Annotated in this window: 4 protein-coding genes and 1 pseudogene; 2 read left to right on the forward strand and 3 right to left on the reverse strand. The window is 32.8% G+C overall.

What is annotated here, in order from left to right; all coding sequences use genetic code 11:
• Positions 1 to 190, forward strand: a pseudogene (locus tag KA878_RS14290) (recombinase family protein); the annotation flags it as partial.
• Between the two features lie 404 nt (positions 191 to 594).
• Positions 595 to 2004 (forward strand): chloramphenicol/florfenicol efflux MFS transporter FexB, encoded by a 1410-nt coding sequence (fexB, locus tag KA878_RS04410; protein WP_193839981.1) that lies wholly within the window; start codon positions 595 to 597, stop codon positions 2002 to 2004.
• Positions 2005 to 2348: 344 nt separating this feature from the next.
• Here fexB and KA878_RS04415 read toward each other — a convergent pair whose 3' ends face one another.
• The 3 genes from KA878_RS04415 to KA878_RS04425 are packed head-to-tail and all read right to left on the reverse strand — an operon-like array spanning position 2349 to position 5013.
• Positions 2349 to 3056 carry a restriction endonuclease subunit S gene (locus KA878_RS04415; RefSeq protein WP_193839982.1) on the reverse strand — a complete coding sequence of 236 codons (708 nt, stop codon included), beginning with the start codon at positions 3054 to 3056 and terminating at the stop codon, positions 2349 to 2351.
• On the reverse strand, positions 3056 to 4525 hold the full coding sequence (locus KA878_RS04420) for a class I SAM-dependent DNA methyltransferase (protein WP_193839983.1): 1470 nt from the start codon (positions 4523 to 4525) through the stop codon (positions 3056 to 3058). The genes KA878_RS04415 and KA878_RS04420 overlap by 1 nt, the downstream gene beginning before the upstream one ends.
• 17 nt (positions 4526 to 4542) lie before the next feature.
• Entirely contained in the window at positions 4543 to 5013 is a 471-nt protein-coding gene (locus KA878_RS04425; protein ID WP_210142067.1) for a type I restriction-modification enzyme R subunit C-terminal domain-containing protein, read from the reverse strand.
• Between the last annotated feature and the right edge of the window lie 71 nt (positions 5014 to 5084).

Raw genomic sequence — 5084 nt, forward strand, 5'->3', positions numbered from 1 at the left:
TAAAACTTTGCAACAGAACCAAGTAGCGAAAGAAAAAGGAGTATACAAAGGACGACCTGTACTTTATTCACCAAATGCAAAAGATTCTCAAAAACGTTTAGTTTATTACTGAGTTATAGAAATGTTAGACAAATGTTTTTCAATTAGCAATATAGTTACGGAAGTAGATGTTACTAGACAAACTATATAGAGTATTAAAAATAATCAAATAAACTCATAATTTTAAAATTTACTACTCTATTTTGCTCAAAATAGAGATAAAACTGACAAATTTACTCTTTTGTGTTATTTTGGTATAGATTAATATAAGAGGAGGATAAAAATGATGGAAATGGTGTTTACCCTTTATAAAACAATTAAAGTTTCAGACTATCTCAAAGTTGAGGGACAAGTATGTACTTTTTTAAACAGAATACCAAAATCCAGACTTTTTACTATAATCCTTACGTAAAAAAGTAAAATATTGATTTATGTAACAAAAGTCTGATCTTAAGATTAAGCTTTTTTATTTGGATAATTGAGAGGTGAAATTGATGGTTAAAGCAGTCGATTTAGCCTTCTAAAATGAGCATTTAAATTTTAGGAGGCTGTAAAATGAATCATCAAAATGAAAAAAATATAGCATCAAATGTGTTGTTAATTAGTATCTTAGGCTTGTCTGTTTTAGTGGGTTCAGTTACTGCAGATATGGTTAATCCTGTTCTCGGTGTGATTGGAAAAGAATTAGGTGGGTCTGAGGCGCAAGTTAGTTGGGTCGTAAGTGGTGTTGCCTTAGTTCTATCTATAGCAATTCCCTTTTATGGACGTTTATCTGATTTTTTAAATATTAAAAAACTCTTTACTAACGGATTACTAATATTAACTATAGGAAGTTTAATATGTATATTCGCGCCCAATTTAATTATTTTAGTATTGGGTAGAATGTTTCAAGGAGCTGGCATGGCAGCCATACCTGTGCTATCTATTGTTATAATATCTAAAATTTTTCCGCCTGGACAGAGAGGAAGAATTTTAGGTATTATTGCTGGTTGTATTGGCGTTGGCACTGCAGGAGGCCCAATATTTGGCGGCGTTGTAGGACAATTATTAGGTTGGCAATCATTATTTTGGGTCACTTTTGTTCTGGGTTTAATTATAGTTCTAGGTGTTCAAATATCAATGCCTAAAATAGAATCACCAGATAATAACAGTCATCAAAATTTTGATGTTTTAGGTGGACTATTATTAGGATTAACCGTAGGTGGTTTTTTACTTGGTATTACGCTTTCAGAAATGTATGGTTTGATTTCTATACAAACAACCACAAGTTTTTCTATATCTATGATAGCTTTAATAGTGTTAATATATCGCGTGATTAATGTTAAAAATCCTTTTATCCCTCCAGTTATATTGAAGAACCGTTTATATGTAAGCTCAATTTTCATTGTATTTCTTTCAATGTTTGCTTATGTCTCTATGCTTGTTTTTATTCCATTATTAGTTGTTGAGGTTAATGGGTTAAGTACTGGACAGGCAGGCTTAATATTACTTTCTGGTGGTGTCGCTGTTGCAATCCTTTCACCAATAGTGGGAAGATTATCTGACAAAGTGCATCCTAAAATACTATTATTAGTTGGACTAATTATTATGGGCTTATCTTCTTTATATATGAGCTTCGTAGCAGGCGCATCACCTGTATTATTATCTATCGGGAGTTTAGGGATAGGTATCGCTTTTGCATTTATTAACTCTCCAGTGAATAATGTTGCAGTACTTGCTTTACCTAAAGAACAAGTTGGTGTAGGTACGGGGTTGTTTCAAGGTGCAATGTATCTTGGGGCAGGAACAGGTGCCTCACTAATAGGGGCTTTATTGTCAATGAGACATGGGGTTAAAGCATCTTTTAATCCTTTTTATACTTTAACTGCCCCGCACTATTCTGATATATTTTTAACCATTACGTGCATCGTGTTAGTTGCTTTAATTGTTACTTTAAATATAAGTAGTAGGGATTTAAAGCAATAAAACCTTTTTATTACACAGATATACATCTGTTTTTAAATATTATTCAGAAACTAAATTGTTAATAGCAAGAACAACTAAATAATTTTAAAAAACAGGGCTTATTAACAAGCCCTGTTTTGCATTTTAGCCAAGAAAATAACCAGTTTCTGTACACTATCTAACTATCACTTTTTTCAATTCATAATATTGTATAGCATTCCATACGTTTCATTTTCTCATTTATTAAGTAAAATCATTCTAATTTAGCAAGTAAAGTCACAACGGTCTTAGAATGCGCCTCTCAAACGTCAAAATACAAAAAAGCGCCTATAAATAGGCGCTTTTACGATTATCTTAAAAAGTAATCAAAGCTTTTGAAAAAGAGAATCAAGTTTAGCAACAATTCGCTTTTGTTCCTCAAAGGGAGGCAAAGGAATAAGCAGGTTAGTCATTGATGTTTTATTTAATGTTTTGCCCTTGATTGCATTATTGAATTTTCCAGCGTTGCTTATGAGAGGTAAAAACGTAAATAAATAATTCCTGGTAACATTTTGGTCATTCATATAAGGATAGATGTCAATAATCGCTTCGTTATGAACGGCATCCGTTTTTAATATTCCAACCTTTCCAATTGACAATTTAAAACTCATTAACAGAGTGCCCTTGGGTACAAGCTTATTTTTAAAAACATCTTTAAAAGCTTCGTTAGTAATTTTTTCCTTTGTTTTTGACAAAGATGGGGATTTCATGTCAGCAATAGAAATCCAAGGAATCTGGCCGTTAATCCAATACTCTGTTACAGTTCTTTTAGGTGTTTTTCCTAAATTAAAATGAACCAAATCTCCAAATCTAGTCCATTCCCAACTTTCAGGTATTTCAAACGGGATTTCTTCTTGAGTAATTTCGGGTAATTTCTTAGTTTTTTTTATTTTCTTTTCTTTAATTAATTTAGCCTTTTCAATTTCTATTTTCTGTAGCAATTCACTAGCAGGCACATCTGTAGGATATTGTTTAACCAACTTGCCTTCCATGGCGTATTGCAAAATTGATGCTTTTAATTGTTCAGGAGTCATCAATTATCCCCCTCTAATAATTTTTTGAGCGCATCTAAAGTGGTATCAATCTGATCATTTAACTCAGCACGCTCCTCGATGTATCTTTCCATCAATTCAAATGGTGGCAATATTTCTTCGTTTTCAGTTGGAAAACCGCATAAATCAAAATTATAGTTGTTATCCTCTAGTTCTTTGACTGTGTATGCTTTGGCTTTAAAATTATCTCCCTCTTTGATTTCTTGACGATCATTCCACCATTTTCGGACAGGATCAAAGTGTGCTAACTTCATTGGCCTAGTTTTTGAAAAATGTTTATAACCATCAGGCATGTCTAGTCGATAAAACCAGGTTTCTTTGGTTGTTTTTGTTTGATCAAAAAATAAAATATTAGTTGCAATGGATGTATATGGTGAAAAAATGCTGCCAGGTAAACGAATAATCGTATGGAGATTAAACTCATGTAATAAACGTTTTTTAATGTTTAGCTTTGACCCGTCATTGCCAAACAAGAAACCGTCAGGAAGAATAATACCGACCCGTCCATTTTCTTTTAACCTGTACATTATTAACGCCAAGAATAAATCTGCAGTTTCACTGCTTTGCAGATCAGTTGGAAAGTTTTGTTTAATGATAGGTAATTCAGAACCACCAAAGGGTGGATTCATCATGATTACATCAAACTTTTCGTTTTCACTGTACTCTGTGACCTGTTTTTCGAGAGAATTGCCATGGATAATATCTGGATTGTCGACATCATGTAATAGTAAATTTGTAACTGCTAAAATATATGGCTGCCCTTTTTTTTCAATCCCAAACACTGCTTGATTATACTTTTTTCGATCATTAACAGTTTTTACCTGCTGGCTAAGAATATTTAAGGTACTAGTCAAGAAGCCACCAGTCCCACAAGCTAAGTCGGCCATTTTTTCGCTTAATTTTGGCTGTAATTTTTCGGCGATAAAATCAGTGAGAGCACGTGGCGTATAAAATTCACCGGAATTCCCAGCACTTTGTAATCCTTTTAAAATTCCCTCATAAATATCATTAAAAAAATGTCGATCCTTGGGGTCGGTAAAATCAATTTGATCCACAACATTGATAACTTGACGTAACAAGATACCATTTTTCATGTAATTATTAGCATCAATAAACGCGTCTTTAACAATTGCATGACTAATGGGAGTTTCTGGAGTAACAACAATCCTTTTCAAACCAGGCAAAAGTTCGTTGTTAACAAAATTTAATAATTCGTCACCTGTTAAATTTTGTCCATCCTTTTCGTCTCTAGCCCATTCGCGCCAATGTAGCCCTGTTGGAATAATTGAGATATAGTTATCTCTTTCAAGATTCCAAACCACTTCACGATCATCATAAACTTTCAAAAAAAGAATCCATGAAAGTTGTTCAATTCTTTGAGCATCACCGTTAATCCCGGGATCATTACGCATAATATCTTGAATTTTTTTTACAAATTGAGTATTTGCCATTTTTGCTTTTACCACCGTTAGTTATAAATTTTTTCTTTTAATTCAAAAACTGCATCTTGGTACTGTTCTTTACCCCCAAAAAGATTAACAATGATTTTAAATGGGCCACCATATCTTTCAAATTCTGGCAAGCTTAATACCTGATTGTTTTCAAGTTCTTGTATGCCATCATTTTGGTACATGGTCAGTAATGTTTCTAGTATCTCTCTAGCAGCACCCTGATATTTATCTAGAAGGCCAGATTTTTTAAGATGTGCCACGCGTTCAGATTTACTTAATGGTTTCTGGTTATACGCCAAGTACACAATTAAATCAAAGGGATCCATATCAGTTAATTTTTCGTCATTAATGATTTCTTGGTAAAAGATGCCATTTTGTTCCATTTTACCCAATAATTTTTGTTTATTACCATTTGTGTGCCATGCTTCAAGAAATTTATCTAGGGTTGCATACTGTCCTAGAATATTCTTTTTAGGGTTCTGTTGCAAAGTTGAATTTATAGTATAATTTTAACAAAAAGGAGTCTTCTGTATGGACTATTTCAGATATAAACAATTTA

The sequence above is a fragment of the Staphylococcus sp. GDY8P57P genome (genome assembly GCF_017892585.1).
GTDB classification, from domain to species: domain Bacteria; phylum Bacillota; class Bacilli; order Staphylococcales; family Staphylococcaceae; genus Staphylococcus; species Staphylococcus borealis.